Genomic DNA, 16,731 nt, shown 5'->3' with positions numbered 1-16,731 from the left:
TTCTGAGGTTCCCGGACGGGCCCGGCGCCCCTCCCGGACGGGCCCGGCGCCCCTCACACCCCTCCCCCGTCCCCGCTGAGGGCAGCGTTCCCCGTGGGAAACAGAGGGGATGCCGTCGGGTAACACCCGCACCGCACGCTCGTCGTCATGACCTCGAACGCGCGTGTGGTGGTGATCGGCGCCGGGCTCGCGGGTGTGACGCTCGCCCGGCGGCTCGGTGAGCTCGGCACGCCCGCACTGCTGGTCGGCGACGAGGAGCACCGCCCGTACAACCGGGTGCTGCTCGCGGAGGTGCTGGCCGGACGGTTCGGCCCCGAGGTGACCGCCCTGCCGGCGCCCGCGCGGCTGGTCCGCGCCCGGGTCACCGGCGTCGACCGGTCCGCGCGGACGGTGCGCTGCGCCGACGGCTCGGAGATCGCGTACGGCACGCTGGTCCTGGCCACCGGTTCCAACGCCGTGCTGCCCCCGCTGCGCGGCCTGTTCGCCCCGGGCCGCGAGCTGCCCGGGGGCGTGCACGCGTTCCGCACCATGGACGACTGCCTGGGCCTGTCCGGGGCGGTACGGCCGGGGGCGCGGGCGGTCGTCGTCGGCGGCGGGCTGCTCGGCGTCTCCGCCGCCCGCGCGCTGGCCGCGCGCGGCGCGCAGGTCGTCCTCGCCCAGCAGTCCGAGCGGCTGATGGAACGCCAGCTCGACCCGGCCGCCTCCGCGCTCGTCCGGCGCCGCCTGGAGGGCCTCGGCGTCGAGGTGCACACCGAGTGCCGGGTGCGGGACGTGCGCTCGGTCGGCGGCGCGGTGCGGTCGGTCGAGATGGCCGACGGGTACGCCCTCGGTGCCGACCTGGTCGTCCTCGCCTGCGGGGTGAGGCCCCGGGTGGGTCTCGCGCGGGCGGCGGGCCTGGAGGTCGCGAAGGGCGTGGTCGTCGACGACGAGCTGCGCACCTCCGACCCGCACATCCGCGCCGTCGGCGACTGCGCCGAGCACGCGGGCACGGTGTACGGACTGGCCGCGCCCGCCCTCGAACAGGCCGGCGCGCTGGCCGCGCTGCTGGCCGGCGACCGCGCCGCCCGCTACACCGGCACCCGCTCCCTGACCCGGCTCACCCTCACCGGGCCGGGCAGCCCCTTCGACCTCGCCGCGTTCGGCGAGACCGACCCCCGCCCCGGCGACGACGTCGTGCAGCTCGCCGACGCCACCCGGGGCACCTACCGCAAGGTCGTCGTCCGCGACGACCGCCTGGTCGGCGGGGTCCTGGTCGGCGAACTCGGCACCGTCGGCGCGCTGGCGCGCGCCTGGGAGGGAGCAGAGCCGCTCCCCTCCGACGGCGGCCCCCTGCTCCACCTGCTCACCAACGACGGAGGCTCCTGATGACCGCCACCCCGGGGCCCGTCCCCACCCTCGTGCTCGTCGGCCACGGCATGGTCGGCCAGCGCTTCCTGGAGGCGCTCGCCGAGCGCGGCCTGACCGCCACGCACCGCGTGGTCGTGCTGTGCGAGGAGCCGCGCCCGGCCTACGACCGCGTCCAGCTCACCTCGTACTTCTCGGGCAGGTCCGCCGAGGACCTGTCGATGACCGACCCGGCCTTCATCGCCGAGCACGGCATCGAGCTGCACGTCGGCGACCCGGCCGAGACGATCGACCGCGAGGCCCGCCGGGTGACCGCCCGCTCGGGGCTGGCCGTCGACTACGACGTCCTGGTCCTGGCCACCGGCTCCTACCCGTTCGTCCCGCCGGTCCCCGGCAAGGACGCCGAGGGCTGCTTCGTCTACCGCACGATCGAGGACCTCCTCGCCATCGAGGAGTACGCGAGGAACGCGACGACCGGCGCGGTGGTCGGCGGCGGACTGCTCGGTCTGGAGGCGGCGGGCGCGCTCAAGGGGCTCGGACTCACCTCGCACATCGTGGAGTTCGCGCCGCGCCTGATGCCGGTGCAGGTCGACGAGGGCGGCGGCGCCGCGCTGCTGCGCACCATCGAGGGGATGGGCCTGTCCGTCCACACGGGCGTCGGCACGCAGGAGATCGTGACCGGCGACGACGGCGCCGTCACCGGCATGAGGCTGTCCGACGGCTCCGAACTCGCCACCGACCTGGTCGTGTTCAGCGCCGGCGTCCGCCCCCGCGACCAGCTGGCCCGCGACTGCGGGCTGGCCGTCGGCGAGCGCGGCGGCATCGCGGTGGACGAGCGGTGCCGCACCGTCACCGACCCGCGCGTGTTCGCGATCGGCGAGTGCGCGCTGGCCGCCGACGGCCGGGTGTACGGCCTGGTGGCGCCGGGGTACGAACAGGCCGAGACGGCCGCCGCGGCGATCGCCCGGGACGAGGCCGGACAGCCGGCGTTCACCGGCGCCGACCTGTCCACCAAGCTGAAGCTGCTCGGCGTGGACGTGGCGTCCTTCGGCGACGCGCACGGCACCGCCGAGGACTGCCTGGACGTCGTCTACTCCGACTCCCGCGCGGGTCTCTACAAGAAGCTGGTCGTCGGCCGCGACGGCACCCTGCTCGGCGGCATCCTGGTCGGCGACGCGGAGGCCTACGGCACGCTGCGCGCCCTCACCGGCTCGGTCCCGCCCGTCCCGCCGGAGTCCCTGGTGCTGCCCGCCGGTGCCGGGGCGCCGGACCGGCTGGGCCCGTCCGCGCTTCCCGACGACGCGGTGATCTGCTCCTGCCACAACGTCACCAAGGGCACGATCCGCGGCGCGGTGACGGAGCACTCCTGCACGACCGTGCCCGAGGTGAAGAAGTGCACCAGGGCCGGCACCGGCTGCGGCTCCTGCGTGAAGGCGCTGGGTCAGCTGGTCACCGCCGAGCTGGAGGCCGGCGGCGTCGAGGTCGACAAGGGCCTGTGCGGCTGCTTCGCCCAGACCCGCGAGGAGCTGTACGAGATCGTCCTCGCCCTGCGGATCACCTCCTACCAGGACCTCCTGGACCGGCACGGCCGCGAGGAGGCCCGGGGCGGTGACGGCTGCGAGGTCTGCAAGCCGGCGGTCGGCTCGATCATCGCCTCCCTCGCCCCGGCGATCGGCGCGAGCGGCTACGTCCTGGACGGCGAGCAGGCGGCCCTCCAGGACACCAACGACCACTTCCTGGCCAACCTCCAGAAGAACGGCTCGTACTCGGTCGTCCCCCGCATCCCCGGCGGCGAGATCGCCCCGGAGAAGCTGATCGTCATCGGCGAGGTCGCCCGCGACTTCGGGCTCTACACGAAGATCACCGGTGGTCAGCGCATCGACCTGTTCGGCGCCCGCGTCGAGCAGCTGCCGCTGATCTGGGCCCGGCTGGTGGACGCCGGCTTCGAGTCGGGGCACGCGTACGGCAAGTCGCTGCGCACCGTGAAGTCCTGCGTGGGGCAGACCTGGTGCCGCTACGGCGTCCAGGACTCGGTGCGCATGGCGATCGACCTGGAGCTGCGCTACCGGGGGCTCAGGTCCCCGCACAAGCTGAAGGCGGCGGTCTCGGGCTGCGCCCGCGAGTGCGCGGAGGCCCGGTCGAAGGACTTCGGCGTGATCGCCACGTCCAACGGCTGGAACCTGTACGTCGGCGGCAACGGCGGTGCCACCCCGCGCCACGCGGACCTGCTCGCGCAGGACCTCTCCGACGCCGAACTGGTCCGCCTGATCGACCGGTTCCTGATGTTCTACATCCGCACCGCCGACAAGCTGGAACGCACCTCCACCTGGCTGGAGCGCGTCCCCGGCGGCCTGGACCACGTCCGGGACGTGGTGGTGCACGACTCGCTCGGCATCTGCGACGAGCTGGAGTCCCTGATGCGCGCGCACGTCGCGCACTACCGGGACGAGTGGGCGCAGACGATCGACGACCCCGAGAAGCTGGCCCGGTTCGTGTCCTTCGTCAACGCGCCGGACACCCCCGACCCGGTTGTCGGCTTCGTGCCCGAACGCGACCAGATGAAGCCCGACCTGCCGCTGCTGGACATCGGCAGGCGGCGCCCCTCGGAGAACGACCTCCTGGAAGGAAGCACCCGGCGATGACCCTGGCACCCGAGACGACCGAGCTGAAGGTCCGGCTGCGGCTGGCGGACGACTGGTTCACGGCCTGCGACCTCGGCGCCCTGCTCCCCGGCCGCGGCGTGGCGGCCCTGCTGCCGGACGGCGGACAGGCGGCCCTGTTCCGCGACCGCAACGGCGAGCTGTACGCCATCGACAACCGCGACCCGTTCACCGGCGCGGCGGTCCTCTCCCGCGGCCTGACCGGCAGCCACCGGGGCCGCCCCTTCGTCGCCTCCCCGCTGCTCAAGCAGCGCTTCGACCTGGCGACCGGGGTGTGCCTGGACGACGAGACGGTGCGGGTGGAGACGTACGAGGTGAAGACCGCCTGAGCCGACGGTTCTTGACCGAACGTTTCAGTAAGTCCTAGGCTGCGACGCGTGGCCAGGACCAAGGAGTTCGATCCGGACGCCGCGCTGCGGGCAGCCCTGGAGCTGTTCTGGCGGCGCGGCTACGAGGCGACGTCGATGTCCGACCTCGTGGAGCACCTCGGCGTCGGGCGCGCCAGCATCTACGCGACCTTCGGCAACAAGCGCGAGCTGTACCTGAAGGCGCTGGAGCGCTACGAGCAGGGGCTGCTCCCGGACCTGCTGGCGGACCTGGCCCGGCCGGGCCCCGCCCTGCCGGGCGTGCGGTCCCTGGTGCGGCGCTACGCGGCCGAGGCGACCGCCGAGGAGCTGCGGGAGCGCGGCTGCTTCGTCACCAACACGGCCGCCGAGCTGGCCCCGCACGACCCGGTCGCCGCGCGGCGGGTCGAACGCAACTGGGACCAGCTCGAGACGGTGCTGCACGCGACCCTGGAACGGGCCCGGGCCCAGGGCGAACTGCCCGCCGGCCGCGACCCGCGCGCCCTGGCCCGGATGCTGCTGGTGCTGCTCCAGGGACTGCGGGTCGTCGGGAAGGCGTCGGCGGACCCGGCACGCGCGCGGGACGCGGCGGAACAGGCACTGGCGCTGCTCGACTGAGCCCCCTCCTTGGGGGGCTTCGCACGCCTCGATAATGAACCGATCGGTCAAGAAAAGGGGAGATTCATGACCACCCAGCGCTTCACCGGCAGGACCGCCCTCGTCACCGGTGCCGGCTCCGGCATCGGCCGGGCCGTCGCCCTCGCCTTCGCCCGGGAGGGCGCGAACGTCGTCGTGGCCGGGCGCGGACGGGAGCCGCTCGAGGAGACGGTGGCCCTGATCGAGGAGGCGGGCGGCAAGGCGCTGGCCGTCACCGCCGACGTGTCCCGGGCCGCCGACATCGGGGCCGTCGTGGACGCGGCCGTGGACCGCTTCGGCTCGCTCGACGTGGCCGTCAACAACGCGGGCGTCTTCCGCGGCGGGACCCCGGTGGCCGACCTGGCCGAGGACGACTGGCACGAGCAGCTCGACATCAACGTCACCGGCGTGTTCCTCGCCCTCCGGGCGGAGGTCCGCCGGATGCGCGCCCAGCCGTCCGGCGGGGCGATCGTGAACATCGCCTCGACCTTCGGCCTGCACAAGCGCAGCCCGGGCGCCACCGCCTACGCCGCCACCAAGGCGGCGGTCTCGGTGCTCACGCGGGGCGCCGCGCTGGACCACATCGCCGACGGGGTCCGCATCAACGCCGTCAGCCCGGGCGCCACGGCGACCTCCATGTCGCTGCGGCCCGGGGAGACGGAGGAGGGGCGGGCCGCGCGCATGCGGGGCGAGACGCCGCTCGGCCGGGTCTCGTCGGTGGAGGAGGTCACCGCGGCCGTGCTGTACCTGGCGTCGGACGACGCGTCGTCGGTGGTGGGCACGGACCTGGTCGTCGACGGCGGCCAGACCGCCTGAGTCCCGCCGGGGCCGCGTCCCGTCCACCCGGGGGACGGGACGCGCCGTCCGGCCGTCACGAGTTGTCCATGGTCCGTCAACCCGGCCGCCCTAGGGTCCGTGACCGCACGCTCCCGCCGCCGGCCGGCGGCGGGAGAGGTCATGACACCCGGAGGCAGCAGTGGATCGTCGTACCCTCCTGCGCACGGCCGTCGTCGGCGGCTCGGCCGTCCTCGGCGGAACCCTGTGGCGCGGTGCCGCGTACGCCGCCCCCGCCCAGCCCGGCAGCGGACCGTACGGAGCGCTCGGCTCGCCCGACGCCAACGGCATCCGCTTGCCCGCCGGCTTCACCAGCAGGGTGATCGCCCGTTCCGGCCGGAAGGTCACGGGCACCTCGTACACCTGGCACGACGCTCCGGACGGCGGCGCCTGCTACGCGGACGGCTCCGGCTGGATCTACGTCTCCAACTCGGAGCTCAACCCCTCCGGCGGAGCGAGCGCGGTGCGGTTCTCCTCCACCGGGGCGATCACGTCGGCGTACCGCGTGCTCTCCGGCACCCGGCAGAACTGCGCGGGCGGCCGGACGCCGTGGAACACCTGGCTGTCCTGCGAGGAGGTGGACCGCGGCTACGTCTACGAGACCGACCCCTGGGGCGTGAAGGCCGCGGTGCGGCGGGACGCCATGGGCCGCTTCAAGCACGAGGCGGCCGCGGCCGACCCGATCCGTGGGGTCGTGTACCTGACGGAGGACGTCACCGACGGCTGCTTCTACCGCTTCCGCCCGACGACCTGGGGCGATCTGTCCTCCGGCACGCTGGAGGTGCTGGTCGCGGGGCCGGCGACCAGCGGCCCGGTGACGTGGGCGCGGGTCCCCGACCCCTCCGGCGCCACGGCCACCCGGAACCAGGTCTCCGGCGCCAAGCGTTTCAACGGCGGCGAGGGCTGCCACTACGCGGACGGCACCTGCTGGTTCACCACCAAGGGCGACAACCGCGTCTGGCAGTACGACGCGGCCGCCCAGACCATCGAACTGGCCTACGACGATTCCCTGGTGACGTCCGGCACGGCGCCGCTGACCGGCGTCGACAACGTCACCGGCAGCTCCTCCGGCGACCTGTTCGTGGCGGAGGACGGGGGCACCATGGAGATCTGCGTGATCACGCCCGACGACGTGATCGCCCCCTTCCTGCGCGTCGACGGCCAGTCCGGCTCGGAGATCACCGGCCCGGCGTTCTCCCCCGACGGCACCCGGCTGTACTTCTCCAGCCAGCGGGGCACGAGCGGGAGTTCGTCCGGCGGGATCACGTACGAGGTCCGCGGGCCGTTCCGGGCCTAGTGCGCCCCGCGCTCAGGTCCGCAGCGCCTCGTAGGTGACCCCCGTCAGCCGCTCGGAGGCGGCCCACAGCCGCTCCCCCCTCGCGTCGTCCCGTGTCCGGGGCGCCCGCCAGGACGGCGCCGGCACCCCGCGCCACATCGCGAAGGACGGGCCGGTGAAGGAGTCGGGGGCGACGGCGGGCGCGGTGGCCGCGTACAGCACGGGCAGCGCGCCCGCCTCGGCGGGCTGGGCGACGACCCGGTTGGCGAGCAGCATCAGGCGCTCGGCGACCCGCCGCCCCTCGGCGCGCGGTCCGGCGGTCTGGAGGTTGGTCTCCGCGTACCCCGGGTGGGCGGCTGCCGCCGTCACCTTCGGGCCCCCGTCCCGGGCCGCGAGCCGGCGCGCCAGCTCGTGCGTGAAGAGCAGGTTGGCGGACTTCGAGCGGGCGTAGGCGGTCCACCGCCCGTAGCGCCGCACGTTGTTGAGGTCGCGCGGGTCCACGTCGGCCAGCGCGTGCAGCATGCTGGAGACGGTGACGATCCGGGCGCCCGGCGCGGCGAGCAGCGCCGGCAGCAGCAGTCCGGTCAGGGCGAAGTGCCCCAGGTGGTTGACGCCGAAGTGCGTCTCGAACCCGTCCGCCGTCGTGCCGTAGGGCAGCGCCATCACCCCGGCGTTGTTGACCAGCAGGTCGACCCGCCCGTACGGCAGCGCGCTCGCGAACTTCCGCACGGAGGCCAGGTCGCCGAGGTCGAGCCGCGCCAGTTCCACGCCCGCGTCCGGCACCTCGCCGGCCAGCCGCTCCAGGGCCGCCTCGCCCCGCGCCTCGTCGCGGCAGGCGAGCACGACCCGCGCCCCCTTGCGCGCCAGCTCCCGCGCCACCACGTATCCGAGTCCGCTGTTGGCCCCGGTGACGACGGCGGTCCGCCCGCCCTGGTCGGGGATGTCGCGCACACTCCAGCCGGCCATCCACGGCTCCTTCCCGATCTCCCGGACCCCACCTCACCGTACGCGCCGGGAGGGCGGAAGCGGAGAGTTGCCGAGCGGTCACGTCACGTTCCCGTCACGGATCCCCCATATCGCTGCCGCATTCCCGTCACCTCACTAACTTCGGCACCTCCGACCCAGCCGCTCCACACCATTCCCGGGACACCCGATGAACCTGCTCCGCAAGCCGGCCGCCGTGGCCGTCGCCGCGCTCGCCCTGGCCGCCCTGCCGGCCGCCGCCGAGGCCCACGACGGCACGCACCCGTTCAAGAACTGCACCGAGGCCTACGACGCCGGGTACTCCGCCATCGAGGAGGGCGACGAGCACTACGGCGAGCACCTCGACCGCGACAAGGACGGCGTCGGCTGCGACAAGCCGCCCGCGGACTTCGTCCCCGCGGGCGACGAGGACACGGACGCCGGGAACGACACGGACGCGGACGCCGGTGCCGGCTCCGGCTCCGGCAAGGCCGACGGAAAGACCGGTGACGGGGCCGGAGGCGACCGGGCCGCGGGCGCGCAGGGCACCGACCTGGCCGAGACCGGCGGCGACGACAGCACCCCGTACCTCGCGGCGGGCGGCGCGGCCGTCGTGCTCGCCGGCGGCGGGCTGCTCCTGGCGGCGCGCAGGCGCCGGGACGCCGGCACCCGCTGACCGCCTCCCACGGACACACGAAGGGGCGGCACCCCCGCACAAGGGTGCCGCCCCTTCTCGTGATCCGGAGCCGCCGCCGATCGGTGAGGGTGGTCGGGTGACAGACGGCGGCTCCGGGGTCTTGCGTGCCCCGCACGGGGTCAGCGGTGGTCGCTGCCCTTCGACGTGACCGCCGCGCGGCCGGCCTCCAGGCGGGCGACCGGGATGCGGAACGGGGAGCAGGAGACGTAGTCCAGACCCACCTCGTGGAAGAAGTGGACCGACTCGGGGTCGCCGCCGTGCTCGCCGCAGACGCCGAGCTTCAGGTCGGGGCGGGTGGCGCGGCCGGCCTTCGCGGCGGCGGCGACGAGCGAGCCGACGCCGTCCTTGTCGATCGTCTCGAACGGGGAGACGCCGAAGATGCCCTTCTCCAGGTAGGCCGTGAAGAAGCTGGCCTCCACGTCGTCGCGGCTGAAGCCCCACACGGTCTGGGTCAGGTCGTTGGTGCCGAAGGAGAAGAACTCCGCGGCCTCGGCGATCTGTCCGGCGGTCAGCGCGGCGCGCGGCAGCTCGATCATCGTGCCGATCGACAGCTTCAGCCTGGTGCCCGTGGCCGCCTCGACCTCGGCGATGACCTGGTCGGCCTCGTCGCGGACGAGCTCCAGCTCCTGGACCGTGCCGACCAGCGGGATCATGATCTCGGCGCGCGGATCGCCCTTGGCGGCCTTGCGCTCGGCCGCGGCCTCGGCGATCGCGCGGACCTGCATGGTGAACAGGCCGGGGATGACCAGACCGAGGCGGACGCCGCGCAGGCCCAGCATCGGGTTCTGCTCGTGCAGGCGGTGCACGGCCTGGAGCAGGCGCAGCTCGTTCTCGTGCGGCTCCTGGCGGGACTCGGCGAGGGCGACGCGGACCGACAGCTCGGTGATGTCGGGCAGGAACTCGTGCAGCGGCGGGTCGAGCAGGCGGACGGTGACCGGCAGGCCGTCCATCGACTCGAAGAGCTGGACGAAGTCCTGCTTCTGGAGCGGCAGCAGCTCCTTGAGGGACTCCTCGCGCTCGGCCTCGGTGTCGGCCAGGATCAGCCGCTCGACCAGCTCGCGCCGGTCGCCGAGGAACATGTGCTCGGTGCGGCACAGGCCGATGCCCTGGGCGCCGAAGCGGCGGGCGCGCAGCGCGTCCTCGGCGTTGTCGGCGTTGGCGCGCACGCGCAGCCGGCGCTTGCGGTCGGCGAAGGCCATCATGCGGTGCACGGCCTCGACCAGTTCGTCGGCGTCGTCGGCGCCCGGGTGCATGCGGCCCTCGAAGTACTCGACGACCGGGGACGGGACGACCGGGACCTCGCCCAGGTAGACCTTGCCGGACGAGCCGTCGATGGAGACGACGTCGCCCTCCTCCACGACGTGCCCGCCGGGGACGGTCATGCGGCGGCGCTTGGTGTCGACCTCCAGCTCCTCGGCGCCGCAGACACAGGTCTTGCCCATGCCGCGCGCGACGACGGCCGCGTGGGAGGTCTTGCCGCCGCGCGAGGTCAGGATGCCCTCGGCGGCGATCATGCCGTCCAGGTCGTCGGGGTTGGTCTCGCGGCGGATCAGGATGACCTTCTCACCGGAACGGGACCACTTGACGGCGGTGTAGGAGTCGAAGACCGCCTTGCCGACCGCCGCGCCCGGCGAGGCGGCGATGCCCCGGCCGACCTGCTGGACCTTGGCGCCCTCGTCGAAGCGGGGGAACATCAGCTGGGCGAGCTGGGCGCCGTTGACGCGGGTGAGCGCCTCGGCCTCGTCGATCAGGCCCTGGTCCACGAGCTGGGTGGCGATGCGGAAGGCCGCGCCCGCGGTGCGCTTGCCGACGCGGGTCTGGAGCATCCACAGCTGGCCGCGCTCGATCGTGAACTCGATGTCGCACAGGTCCAGGTAGTGGTTCTCCAGCGTCTCCATGATCTGCATCAGCTGGTCGTACGACTTCTTGTCGATCCGCTCCAGCTCCGCGAGCGGCACGGTGTTGCGGATGCCCGCGACCACGTCCTCGCCCTGGGCGTTCTGGAGGTAGTCGCCGTAGACGCCCTGCTGGCCGGAGGCGGGGTCGCGGGTGAAGGCGACGCCGGTGCCGGAGTCGGGGCCGAGGTTGCCGAAGACCATGGAGCAGACGTTGACGGCGGTGCCGAGGTCGTGCGGGATGCGCTCCTGGCGGCGGTAGAGCTTGGCGCGGTCGCCGTTCCAGGAGTCGAAGACCGCCTTGATGGCGAGGTCCATCTGCTCGCGCGGGTCCTGCGGGAAGTCCCGGCCGGCCTCCTTCTTGACGATCTTCTTGAAGGTGGCGACCAGCTTCTTCAGGTCCGCGGCCTCGAGCTCGGTGTCGACCGCGACCTTCTTGGCCTCCTTGGCCTTCTCCAGCGCCTCTTCGAAGAGGTCGCCGTCGACGCCGAGGACGGTCTTGCCGAACATCTGGATGAGGCGGCGGTAGGAGTCCCACGCGAAGCGGTCGTCGCCGGCCTGCTGGGCCAGGCCCTGCACCGACTTGTCGGAGAGGCCGATGTTGAGGACGGTGTCCATCATGCCGGGCATGGAGAACTTGGCCCCGGAGCGGACCGACACGAGGAGGGGGTTGTCGGCCTGGCCGAGCTTCTTGCCCATCTTCGCCTCGAGGGCGTCGAGGTGCGCGCTCACCTCGTCACGCAGTGCCGCCGGCTCCTCGCCGCTGTCGAGGTAGGTCTTGCAGGCCTCGGTGGTGATGGTGAAGCCGGGAGGGACCGGTAGGCCCAGGTTCGTCATCTCGGCGAGGTTGGCGCCCTTGCCGCCGAGGAGGTCCTTGAGGTCCTTGTTGCCCTCGGTGAAGTCGTAGACGAACTTCACGCCCTCAACGCCGGTGCCCTGCTCGGCTGCCTGAGATTCTTTGTTTTCCGACACGGGTCTCGACTCCTCGAGGACGCGGTGGCTGCCCTGACGGCGAGGAATGTACCCAGATCGAAGGCACCTGGGTACGTCCACTTGCGCGTCGTGTGCCTGTAACCACTCGTCCGCCAGCGGATTGAAAGTCAAGGCTTGGCAAGCGAGCGGCGGCTTGCGTTTTCACTTCTTGAACGAATCAACCCCCGTAGATTCCCCCTTCCGCTCGTCTGAGCATCATTCTCCACGTTTGAGTTCGATCGATGAACGATCAAGGTGTGGCACTCAGTGCCACAGTTTGGAGAAGTGGACTCGGTCATGATCCGCTCATCTGAGCGCTCCTCATATCAGAGGTGGCGAGAATCACGCTGCCACAGCCCGCCGGATTTCACCATGCGGACGTGTCGCGGACGGTGTCCGCGGCCGGGTGAACACACCTCGCGCCCGGGACGTACGACACGGCGGCGGACCCGTTCCCCCACGGCGGGTCCGCCACCCCACGGCTTTCGTACGGAAGGACCTCCGGGTGGCTGTCTTCACGCGCTCGCGCCGAGCGCCGCACTCGACCGGCGACGCTCCGGCCCCCGCCCCGAGGACGGCGGGAGCCGGGGGTCCGCGGGCGGAGGAAGCCGCCGCCCGTCCACCGCGCTCCCGGGCGGTCCGCATCGCCCACCGGGGGGCCCTGCGCGCCCGGTGCCCGCGCGCCGCCCTCGCCCTCCGGCGGACCGTCACCGTCCTCGCCGCCGTCCTCGTCCTCGGCGCGCTGCTGCTGCCGAACACCCCCGCGGGCCTGGAGGCGAACTGGTACGCGCGGATCCCGTCGGAGGCGGTCATCGGGACGGTGGTGCTGACGTGGCTGCCGCGCCGGCCGCGGCTGGTGGCCGCGGCGCTGTGCGGGGCGGGCCTCGGCGGGCTGACGGTGCTGAACCTGCTCGACATCGGCTTCGCCGAGTACCTCGGCCGGGGCTTCGACCCGGTCCTGGACTGGGGCCTGCTCGACGACGCACGGTCGTACCTGGCGGACTCGATGGGCGGGGCCGCGGCGGCCTGGGCCACCGCGGGCGCCCTCGCGCTGGTGCCGGCCCTGCTGGTCCTCATGGCCACGGCCACGGTCCGGCTGGCCGGGCTGCTCGCGGCGCACCGGGAGCGGGCGGCGCGGGGCGCGCTGATCACCGCCACGGCGTGGATGACCTGCGCGGCCTTCGGGCTGCACGCCTTCGGTGTGCCGGTCGCCTCCCAACGGGCGTCCTCCGCCCTGCAGGCACAGGCCCGCAGGGTGACGCAGACGCTGCGGGACGAGGCGGCCTTCGCCGAGGAGGCGAGCGCGGACCGCTTCGGCGCCACGCCGGCCGGCCGGCTGCTGCCGGACCTCCGCGGCAAGGACGTCGTCTTCGCCTTCGTCGAGAGCTACGGCCGGAGCGCGATCGAGGACCCGGTCACGGCCCCGGGCGTCGGCCGGACGCTCGACACGGGGACGAGGGCGCTGGCCGGGGCGGGTTTCCGCGCCAGGAGCGGCTGGCTGACGTCCGCCACGTACGGCGGCAGCAGCTGGCTCGGCCACTCCACGTTCATGTCCGGCCTGTGGGTGGACAGCCAGCAGCGCTACCGCACCGTCACCGCGAGCGACCGCCTCACCCTCACCAAGGCGTTCGCGAGGACCGGCGCGTGGGACACGGTCGGTGTCATGCCGGGGGTGCGCAAGGCGTGGCCGGAGGCGGAGTGGTACGGGCTGGACAAGGTCTACGACGCGTCCGACCTGGGCTACCGGGGCCCGAGGTTCAGCTGGTCGACCATGCCGGACCAGTACGCGCTGGAGGCCTTCCAGCGGCTGGAGCACGGCAGGGAGCGCGACAGGCCGCTGATGGCCGAGATCGTCCTGACCTCCAGCCACCAGCCGTGGGCGCCGGTCCCGAGGACGGTCGGCTGGGACGAACTCGGCGACGGTTCGGTGTTCGACGGCATCGCGGCGGCGGGCGAGAAGCCGGCGGACGTCATCGCCGACTCCACGAAGTCCCGCGAGGGGTACGGCAGGTCGATCCGGTACTCGGTCACCTGCCTCACCCAGTGGCTGGAGCGCTACGGCACCGACGACACCGTCCTGGTCCTCCTCGGCGACCACCAGCCGATCGCCCGGGTCAGCGGCGACGGGGCGAGCCGGGACGTGCCCGTCACGATCGTCGCGAAGGACCCGGAGGTGCTCGCCGCGATCGACGGCTGGAACTGGACCGCCGGCCTGCGCCCCGCCCACGACGCGCCGGTGTGGCGGATGAGCTCGTTCCGCGACCGCTTCCTGACGGCGTACGGCTCGACCCCGCGTCCTTCCGGGCGCTGAGGGGCCCGGTCAGCCGCCGGAGGTGTCCAGCTCCGCGTCCTCGCCGACGCCCGCGCAGTCGTAGGGGTCCTTCAGCCAGCCGTCGGGCAGGACGACCCGGTTGTTGCCGGAGGTGCGGCCGCGGGGGCCGTCGGCGCCGGCGGGCCAGGGCTGGTCGAGGTCGAGCTCGTCCAGCCCGGCACGCAGTGCCTCCAGGGAGGAGGTGATCGCGAGGCGCTTGCGCATCTCGGAGCCGACCACGAAGCCCTTGAGGTACCAGGCGACGTGCTTGCGGAAGTCGATCACGCCGCGGGACTCGTCGCCGATCCACTCGCCCAGCAGGGTGGCGTGCCGGACCATCACGTCGGCGACCTCGCGCAGGGTGGGCCGTACGAAGTCCTCCGTGCGCCCCTCGAAGGCGGCGACGAGGTCGGCGAACAGCCACGGGCGCCCGAGGCACCCGCGCCCGACCACGACGCCGTCGCAGCCGGTCTCGCGGACCATGCGCAGCGCGTCCTCGGCGGACCAGATGTCGCCGTTGCCGAGCACCGGGATCTCCGGGACGTGCTCCTTGAGGCGGGCGATGGCCTCCCAGTCGGCGGTGCCGCCGTAGTGCTGGGCGGTGGTGCGGCCGTGCAGGGCGACGGCCCTCACGCCCTCCTCGACGGCGATGCGGCCGGCGTCGAGGTAGGTGAGGTGGTCGTCGTCGATGCCCTTGCGCATCTTGATGGTGACGGGCAGGTCACCGGCGCCGCTGACGGCCTCGCGCAGGATCGCCCGGAGCAGGTTGCGCTTGTACGGGAGGGCCGAGCCGCCGCCCTTGCGGGTCACCTTGGGCACCGGGCAGCCGAAGTTGAGGTCGATGTGGTCGGCGAGGTCCTCCTCCGCGATCATGCGGACGGCCTTGCCGACGGTCGCGGGGTCGACGCCGTACAGCTGGATCGAGCGCGGCTTCTCGGTCGCGTCGAAGTGGATCAGCTGCATGGTCTTCTCGTTGCGCTCGACCAGCGCCCGGGTCGTGATCATCTCGCTCACGAACAGGCCCTTGCCCCCGCTGAACTCCCGGCACAGGGTGCGGAAGGGCGCGTTGGTGATCCCGGCCATCGGCGCCAGCACCACGGGCGGTGCGACGGTGTGCGGGCCGATCTGCAACGGCGGGTTCGCGGTGGCGGGGGCGGGGGCGGTGGGCGTGGACATTCCTCCATTGTCACGCACGCGGGGCGGTGCCCGGCCCGCCCGGCCGCAAGACCGTGTACCAGTCATTAGTTAGCCGCACTATTGAAGTGGGCGTACGATGGAGGCCATGCCCGAGCTCACGCGCCGCCGACGCCTGCTCGTGCTCGCGATCTGCTGCATGAGCCTGCTGATCGTGAGCATCGACAACACGATCCTGAACGTCGCCCTGCCCGCCATGCAGCGTGATCTGCACGCGAGCACGTCGGGGCTCCAGTGGACGATCGACGCGTACACGCTGGTGCTGGCCGCGCTGCTGATGCTCGCGGGCTCCACGGCCGACCGGATCGGCCGCAGACGGGTCTTCGTGACCGGCCTGGTGGTCTTCACCGCCGGCTCGGTGCTGTGTTCGCTCGCACCGGACCTGTCGTCGCTGGTGGTGTTCCGGATGGTGCAGGCGGTGGGCGGCTCGATGCTCAATCCGGTCGCCATGTCGATCATCACCAACACCTTCACCGACGCGCGCGAGCGGGCCCGGGCGATCGGCGTGTGGGGCGCGGTCGTCGGCATCTCGATGGCCGCCGGCCCCCTGGTGGGCGGGCTGCTGGTGGAGTCGGTCGGCTGGCGCTCGGTCTTCTGGGTCAACCTGCCGGTGGGGCTCGCCGCCCTCCTGCTCACCCTGCGCTTCGTCCCCGAGTCCCGCGCCCCCAGGGCCCGCCGTCCCGACCCGCTGGGCCAGCTGATGGTGATCGTGCTGTTCGGCTCCCTCACGTACGCGATCATCGAGGCGCCGAACGCCGGGGTCACCTCCGTGCTCCCCTACGCCGTGGCGGCGCTGGCCGCGCTGCTCGTCCTGCTGCGCCACGAACCGCGCCGCGCCGAGCCCCTGATCGAGCTGCGCTTCTTCCGGTCGGCGCCGTTCAGCGGGGCCACCGTCATCGCGATCAGCGCCTTCGCCGCGCTGGGCGGCTTCCTGTTCCTGTCCACGCTGTACCTGCAGAACGTGCGCGGGCTGAGCGCCCTGCACGCCGGCCTGTGGATGCTGCCGATGGCCGTGCCGACCTTCCTGTGCGCCCCGCTGTCCGGGCGGCTGGTCGGCAGCCGGGGGCCGCGGCTGCCCCTGCTGATCGCGGGCGGCGCGCTGACCGTGAGCGGGGTCCTGTTCGCCGCCTTCGAGGCCGAGACGTCGAACGTCACCCTCTTCCTCGGGTACGTCCTGTTCGGCGTCGGCTTCGGCTTCGTCAACGCGCCCATCACCAACACGGCCGTCTCCGGCATGCCGCGCGCCCAGGCGGGGGTGGCCGCCGCCGTCGCCTCCACCAGCCGCCAGCTGGGCCAGACCCTGGGCGTGGCGGTGGTCGGCGCGGTGCTGGCGGCGGGCGTGGGCGCGTCGTCGTACCGGGCCGCGTTCGTCTCCGCCGCCCGTCCCGGCTGGTGGATCCTGGCCGCCTGCGGACTGGCGGTCCTCGTCCTCGGTGCCGTCACGACCGGCCGCTGGGCCCGCCGCACGGCGGAACTGACCGCCGAACGCCTGGAGGCACCGGAAGCCAGAGAGGCGGCCCACTCCAACGCGTGACAGCCCGCGCCCCCCTTGAGGAGGGCCGGCACGTCCCGCTGAGGGCCCGAGCGACCGCACGACCAGCCCCG

At 73.3% G+C, this 16,731-nt stretch carries 12 protein-coding genes; 9 read left to right on the top strand and 3 right to left on the bottom strand.

The genetic code is table 11. From position 1 onward, the window contains the following. Nucleotides 1-147 precede the first annotated feature (147 nt). From ACZ4V6_RS02645 to ACZ4V6_RS02620, 6 genes are all read left to right on the top strand, one after another. Complete coding sequence (locus ACZ4V6_RS02645; RefSeq protein ID WP_467821921.1) at nt 148-1,365, top strand: NAD(P)/FAD-dependent oxidoreductase; 1,218 nt, start codon at nt 148-150, stop codon at nt 1,363-1,365. Then, nucleotides 1,365-3,986, top strand: a complete 2,622-nt coding sequence (gene nirB / locus ACZ4V6_RS02640) for a nitrite reductase large subunit NirB (RefSeq protein ID WP_467821920.1) — start codon at nt 1,365-1,367, stop codon at nt 3,984-3,986. The genes ACZ4V6_RS02645 and nirB overlap by 1 nt, the downstream gene beginning before the upstream one ends. Then, nucleotides 3,983-4,333, top strand: a complete 351-nt coding sequence (nirD, locus tag ACZ4V6_RS02635; RefSeq protein WP_467821919.1) for a nitrite reductase small subunit NirD — start codon at nt 3,983-3,985, stop codon at nt 4,331-4,333. The genes nirB and nirD overlap by 4 nt, the downstream gene beginning before the upstream one ends. 48 nt (nt 4,334-4,381) lie before the next feature. Next, complete coding sequence (locus ACZ4V6_RS02630) at nt 4,382-4,966, top strand: TetR/AcrR family transcriptional regulator (RefSeq protein WP_467821918.1); 585 nt, start codon at nt 4,382-4,384, stop codon at nt 4,964-4,966. 66 nt (nt 4,967-5,032) lie between these two features. Then, nucleotides 5,033-5,800, top strand: coding sequence for an SDR family NAD(P)-dependent oxidoreductase (locus tag ACZ4V6_RS02625; protein WP_467821917.1), 768 nt, complete (start codon nt 5,033-5,035; stop codon nt 5,798-5,800). 160 nt (nt 5,801-5,960) lie between these two features. Then, nucleotides 5,961-7,115, top strand: a complete 1,155-nt coding sequence (locus ACZ4V6_RS02620; protein WP_467821916.1) for an alkaline phosphatase PhoX — start codon at nt 5,961-5,963, stop codon at nt 7,113-7,115. Nucleotides 7,116-7,127: 12 nt separating this feature from the next. Here ACZ4V6_RS02620 and ACZ4V6_RS02615 read toward each other — a convergent pair whose 3' ends face one another. Then, nucleotides 7,128-8,060, bottom strand: a complete 933-nt coding sequence (locus ACZ4V6_RS02615) for an oxidoreductase (RefSeq protein ID WP_467821915.1) — start codon at nt 8,058-8,060, stop codon at nt 7,128-7,130. A gap of 187 nt (nt 8,061-8,247) precedes the next feature. Between ACZ4V6_RS02615 and ACZ4V6_RS02610 the strand changes: the two genes are divergently transcribed. Continuing rightward, nucleotides 8,248-8,733, top strand: a complete 486-nt coding sequence (locus ACZ4V6_RS02610; protein WP_467821914.1) for an excalibur calcium-binding domain-containing protein — start codon at nt 8,248-8,250, stop codon at nt 8,731-8,733. A 140-nt stretch (nt 8,734-8,873) separates the two neighbouring features. Here the strand turns inward: ACZ4V6_RS02610 and ppdK are convergent, their stop codons facing one another. Beyond that, on the bottom strand, nt 8,874-11,621 hold the full coding sequence (ppdK, locus tag ACZ4V6_RS02605) for a pyruvate, phosphate dikinase (protein WP_467821913.1): 2,748 nt from the start codon (nt 11,619-11,621) through the stop codon (nt 8,874-8,876). A 505-nt stretch (nt 11,622-12,126) separates the two neighbouring features. Here ppdK and ACZ4V6_RS02600 point away from each other — a divergent pair. Then, on the top strand, nt 12,127-13,932 hold the full coding sequence (locus ACZ4V6_RS02600; protein WP_467821912.1) for an alkaline phosphatase family protein: 1,806 nt from the start codon (nt 12,127-12,129) through the stop codon (nt 13,930-13,932). Nucleotides 13,933-13,941: 9 nt separating this feature from the next. Here ACZ4V6_RS02600 and dusB read toward each other — a convergent pair whose 3' ends face one another. Beyond that, the gene (dusB, locus tag ACZ4V6_RS02595) at nt 13,942-15,108 is read right to left on the bottom strand and encodes a tRNA dihydrouridine synthase DusB (protein ID WP_467821911.1); all 1,167 of its coding nucleotides are present in this window, start codon (nt 15,106-15,108) and stop codon (nt 13,942-13,944) included. A gap of 106 nt (nt 15,109-15,214) precedes the next feature. Here dusB and ACZ4V6_RS02590 point away from each other — a divergent pair, with 106 nt between their 5' ends. Next, nucleotides 15,215-16,660, top strand: a complete 1,446-nt coding sequence (locus ACZ4V6_RS02590) for an MFS transporter (RefSeq protein ID WP_467821910.1) — start codon at nt 15,215-15,217, stop codon at nt 16,658-16,660. The last annotated feature ends 71 nt before the right edge of the window (nt 16,661-16,731 follow it).

This window comes from Streptomyces sp. NPDC029152, from assembly GCF_055564355.1.
The sequence above is the reverse complement of the archived record's forward strand: the minus strand, read 5'-3'. Positions and strand labels throughout refer to the sequence as shown.

Bases quoted from the DNA above. Each gene is read 5' to 3' on its own strand.
- ACZ4V6_RS02610 (WP_467821914.1), top strand. From the start codon at position 8,248: ATGAACCTGCTCCGCAAGCCGGCCGCCGTGGCCGTCGCCGCGCTCGCC.
- nirB (WP_467821920.1), top strand. From the start codon at position 1,365: ATGACCGCCACCCCGGGGCCCGTCCCCACCCTCGTGCTCGTCGGCCAC.
- nirD (WP_467821919.1), top strand. From the start codon at position 3,983: ATGACCCTGGCACCCGAGACGACCGAGCTGAAGGTCCGGCTGCGGCTG.
- ACZ4V6_RS02615 (WP_467821915.1), bottom strand. From the start codon at position 8,060: ATGGCCGGCTGGAGTGTGCGCGACATCCCCGACCAGGGCGGGCGGACC.
- ACZ4V6_RS02645 (WP_467821921.1), top strand. From the start codon at position 148: ATGACCTCGAACGCGCGTGTGGTGGTGATCGGCGCCGGGCTCGCGGGT.
- ACZ4V6_RS02590 (WP_467821910.1), top strand. From the start codon at position 15,215: ATGCCCGAGCTCACGCGCCGCCGACGCCTGCTCGTGCTCGCGATCTGC.
- dusB (WP_467821911.1), bottom strand. From the start codon at position 15,108: ATGTCCACGCCCACCGCCCCCGCCCCCGCCACCGCGAACCCGCCGTTG.
- ACZ4V6_RS02625 (WP_467821917.1), top strand. From the start codon at position 5,033: ATGACCACCCAGCGCTTCACCGGCAGGACCGCCCTCGTCACCGGTGCC.